General features: G+C 73.3%; 2 protein-coding genes and 1 pseudogene. All 3 read left to right on the top strand.

The window, feature by feature from the left end; all coding sequences use genetic code 11:
* Nucleotides 1-1149, top strand: a pseudogene (locus E1292_RS52075) (hypothetical protein); the annotation flags it as partial.
* Between the two features lie 319 nt (nt 1150-1468).
* Entirely contained in the window at nt 1469-1729 is a 261-nt protein-coding gene (locus tag E1292_RS49445; protein ID WP_020546325.1) for a WhiB family transcriptional regulator, read from the top strand.
* 113 nt (nt 1730-1842) lie between these two features.
* Nucleotides 1843-4647, top strand: coding sequence for a glycosyltransferase family 2 protein (locus E1292_RS49440; protein ID WP_132606729.1), 2805 nt, complete (start codon nt 1843-1845; stop codon nt 4645-4647).
* Nucleotides 4648-4746 lie beyond the last annotated feature (99 nt).

Here is a 4746-nt window from a genome sequence, read left to right as displayed (position 1 = left end):
GGTTACGGCCCGCAGCCCCCGTCGGGCCAGCAGCCTGGTTACGGCCCGCAGCCCCCGTCGGGCCAGCAGCCTGGTTACGGCCCGCAGCCCCCGTCGGGCCAGCAGCCTGGTTACGGCCCGCAGCCCCCGTCCGGCCAGCAGCCCGACTACGGCCAGCAGCCGCCCGGCCACGGCGGCCAGCCCGAGCAGCCCGGCTACGCGCCCCCGGCCGACAACCAGCAGTACGGCCAGCCCGACCCCCAACAGGCCCAGCCCCAGCAGGCCCAGCCGCAGATCAGGGGCGCGCTGCCCGCCGCCCCTTCGGACCAGCAGCCGGACCAGGCCTTCGCGCCGCAGAGCTTCGGCCAGTCGGCCTACACCCCCGCCGACACGGCCCCCGCGGGTCAGGAGTACGCCACTTCGCCCGCCGAGTACCAGCCGGCCCCGTACGTCCCCGCGGACAGCCAGCCGAACATCCACAACCAGCCCGGCCAGAACCCGTACGCCCCGCCAGCGGACCAGCAGAACCCGTACGCCCCGCAGGCGGATCAGAACCCCTACGCCCCACCCGCGGACCAGCAGAGCCCCTACGCTCCGCCGGACGCCGCCTCCAGCGCCTTCGCCCCGGCCGGGCAGCACTACCCCCAGGGCGACTCCAGCCCGAACGCCCAGTACCCCGGGGCGGACGGCCAGCAGCCGTACTTCGGCCAGAGCGCGTTCGACCCGCAGCAGGCGGACCAGCAGCAGGGCGGCCAGCCGTTCACGGGCTTCTCCGGCCAGGAGTACGCCACCCCTCAGGCGTACCAGGAGCCGCCCGCCGACCCCCGGTCCCAGCAGCTCATGGACGCCTACCAGCAGGCGGAGACCTACCAGCACTCCTTGCCGGGCACCCAGCCCGAGCTGCGCGTGCCCGACTACGCGGGCCAGCCGCCCCGGTCGTACGACGACCCGTTCGGCCACCCCCAGCAGCCGTATCCGCAGCAGGGCGGCGGGTACGAGCCGCAGCAGGGCCAGTACCAGCCCGCCCACCACGTCCCGGCCCCGGACGCGACGATGCGGCTCGACCCGTCGTCGTTCGGGCCGGACACCTTCGGCGGTGAGCAGCGCCGTCCCGGGGACGACCCGATCGACCCGACAGCCATATACACCCCCAATGAGCCACGCAGGTAACGGACCGGCAATGAACGGCTAGAGAGAAGGTGGGCCACGGGCGGCCGTCTATCCCGCCCTGGTACGGTTCGGACCGCTGACAGCGTTGAACAAGCCTGGCTGACGCCGCGCGCATATGGGTGTCGGCCGGGTGCGAACATCACATGCCAAGCACACCGGGGCGAGGTCTGGTCTTTCCCCGGATACCTGCATGCCGCTTGACGCCACGTACGGCACGCGCGTGTAATTACAACCATGTTGTTACGCCTTCCAGTGGGTGGGTAATAAGGAAGGCGTCCATGGGGGGCTCCATTGCGGGCGGGCGGCAGGGAGGTGTGCAGTGACCGATCCGGTCATCGCACAGGATCAGCTTGACGCTGAAGAACTCGGATGGCAGGAGCGCGCCTTGTGCGCGCAGACTGATCCGGAGGCGTTCTTCCCGGAGAAGGGCGGCTCCACCCGAGAGGCCAAGAAGGTCTGCCGATCGTGCGAGGTCCGTGCCGAGTGCCTGGAATACGCACTCGAGCACGATGAGCGGTTCGGCATCTGGGGTGGGCTGTCCGAGCGGGAGCGCAGACGGATCAAACGCCAGGCCGTTTGAGAGATATGGGCGAGGGGGTCACACGGGCTGCCGTGTGGCCCTTTTTCGCATCTCCTGGATGGGTTCGCCGGTAAGGTGGGCGCGCCTGATCAACTCCCAGGAGTCATCCGCCCATGGCACGTCCCCACGTCACCGCGATCGTCGTCGCTCACGACGGCGGGCGCTGGCTCGGGGAGACGCTGCGGGCTCTGGCCGGCCAGAGCCGCAGACCTGACCGCGTGGCGGGCGTCGACAACGGCAGCAGGGACGGCTCCGTCGACCTGCTCGCCCGGACGCTCGGCCGCGGCAACCTGATCTCCCTGCCCCGTTCCACCGGTTTCGGCGAGGCCGTGGCGGCGGCGCTGGAGAGGCTGCCGTCCGCCGGGCCCGACGAGTGGATCTGGCTGCTCCACGACGACTGCGCCCCTGACCGGCGGGCGCTCGAGGCGCTGCTCGCCGCCGCGGAGCAGCATCCCAAGGCGGCCGTGCTCGGCCCGAAGCTGCGCGACTGGCTCGACCGCAGGCTGCTGCTCGAAGTGGGCGTGACGGTGGGCCGCACCGGGCGCAGGGACACCGGGCTCGAACCACGCGAGTTCGACCAGGGGCAGCACGACGGCACGCACGACGTGCTGGCGGTGTCCACGGCCGGGATGCTGATCCGCCGCGACGTGTGGGAGCAGGTGGGCGGGCTCGACCCGTTCTTCCCGCTGTTCCGCGACGATCTCGACCTGTGCTGGCGGGTGCGGAACGCCGGGCACAGGGTGCTGAACGTCACCTCCGCCGTGGCCTGGCACGCCGAGGCGGCGGCACGCAGGCGGCGGCGCATCACGGTCAGCGGGGACCATCCGCGCAGGCTGGACAGGCGTAACGCCATCTTCGTGGTGATGGCCAACCTGCCGTTCGGCGCGATGCTCTGGGCGCTGCTGCGGAACGTGGTCGGCTCGGCGGTCCGCACGCTGCTGTTCGTCGTCAGCAAGCAGCCCGCGAACGCGCTGGACGAGATGGTGGCCATGGGGTCGATCCTGGTGCACCCGTTCCGGCTGCTCAGGGCGCGCCGTGCCCGCCGTCCCCCAGGAAACAGGCAGAGCCGAAAAAAGGGATATATCCGCGTAAAGCGGTTGATGACCCCTCGGGGAGCGGCCTGGCGGCGGCTCACCGACATGATCCAGAGTTTCCTCGCCGGCGAGGCCCCCGTCGACCCCGCCGGCCGCCACCACCACTCGTCCGCGGAGGAGGACGAGATCCCGCCTCCCGACACCGGCGCGGTCAAACGGTTCCTCAGCCGCCCCGGCGTCGTCCTCCTGCTCGCGCTGACCGCCGTCTCGCTGGTCGCCGAGCGTTCCCTGCTCGGCGGCGAGCGGCTCGGCGGCGGCGCGCTGGTCCCGGTCACGGGCGGCGCGAGCGACCTGTGGGCGTTCTACACCGAGGACTTCCACGACGTCGGGCTCGGCTCGAACGCCTGGGCGCCCCCGTACGTCGCCGTGCTCGCCGCCCTGTCCACGCTCGCCCTCGGCAAGACGTGGCTGGCCGTCTCGGTGCTGCTGCTCGGCTCGGTGCCGCTGGCCGGCGCCTCGGCGTACCTGGCCACCCGGCACATCATCCCGGCGGTGCCCGCACGGGCCTGGGCGGCGGGGACGTACGCGCTGCTGCCCGTCGCGACCGGCGCGATCGCGGCCGGGCGGCTGGGCACGGCCGTGGTGTTCGTGCTCCTGCCCCTCTACACGTCCTTCGGCACGGTGCTGCTGTCCGGCGAGCGCCGCCGCGCCCGCCGGGCCGCCTGGGGCCTCGGACTGCTGCTCGCCGTGGGCACGGCGTTCGTCCCGCTGGTCTACCCGCTCTTCGCGGTCCTCGGCGTGCTCGCGGCGGTCGCCTTCGGCGGTGTGCGGCGCGGCGTCGTGACCTCGATGGTCATCGCCCTCGCGGTGCCGGTGGCGCTGCTGTTCCCCTGGCTGGCGAGCCTGGCGGCCGACCCGGGCAAGTTCCTCCTGGAGGCCGGGCTGCACGATCCCGCCCTGGCCGACCCCGTGCTCGCTCCCGAGTCGCTGCTCGCGCTCAGCCCGGGCGGGCCGGGGCTGCCGCCGTTCTGGGTGACGGCCGGCCTGATCGCGGCCGCGCTCGCCGCGCTCCTCATGCGCCGCCAGCGCATGATCGTCGCGATCGGCTGGAGCGTCGCCCTGTACGGGATGCTGGCCGCCATCCTGGTCAGCCGCGTCACCGTCGAAGGAGCGCGGGCCTGGCCGGGGGTGCCGCTGGCGTTCGCGGGCACCGGGCTGCTGGTCCTCGTGGGACTGACCGCCCACCGGCTGGCCGAACTGCGCGCCGGAGGCGGGCTGCGCAAGCTGGGCGCGACGGCGGTGGTGGCGGTCGCGTTCAGCACGCCGCTGCTGGCCGCGGGCTTCTGGGTGGCGGGCGGCGTGCGCGGGCCGCTCGTGGACGACGCGCCCGACGTGCTGCCCGCGCTGGCCGCGTCCTACTCCAGGAACGGCGAACGCACCCTCGTGATCGAGGGCTCCGCGTTCACCGTGCTGCACGCCCGCACCCCGCTGATCGGCGAGGCGGAATTGCCCGTCGCGTCCGACGGCCGCACCCGGGTGCGGGCGGCCGCCCAAGGCCTGGCCGGCGGCCGCGGCGGCGACGCGGTCACGCTCGCCCGGCACGGCATCGCCATGGTCGCGGTGGCGCCCCCCGTCTCCCCGGAACTGGCCAGAAGGCTCGACTCCCAGCCGTCGCTGCAGCGCATGAGCCTGTCGGACGCGGGCGGGCTGTGGCGCCTGACCGAGCCGGTCACCCGCGTGCCCGCCCCGCCGGACGGCACCCTGCACACGCCATGGTTGTGGGCGCAAGCGGCGCTGGTCCTGGTGGCGGTGGTCATGGCCGCGCCGGGGCGGCGCTCGCCCGAAGGCGTCGAGTCGCCGTCCGTGGCACTGGCGGGTGCGTGATGAAGACGTTCGTGGAGAACAGGTTCGGCCTGCTGGCGCTGGTCGTCGTCGCCCTTGCCGCCATGTACGGCGTCGCGTACGTCACCAGACCCGCCCCCC

Origin of the sequence: Nonomuraea deserti (assembly GCF_004348685.1) — a bacterium.
Lineage (GTDB): Bacteria > Actinomycetota > Actinomycetes > Streptosporangiales > Streptosporangiaceae > Nonomuraea > Nonomuraea deserti.
The sequence above is the reverse complement of the archived record's forward strand: the minus strand, read 5'-3'. Positions and strand labels throughout refer to the sequence as shown.

Coding starts and splice junctions, on each gene's coding strand:
- E1292_RS49440 (WP_132606729.1), top strand. CDS start 1,843: ATGGCACGTCCCCACGTCACCGCGATCGTCGTCGCTCACGACGGCGGG.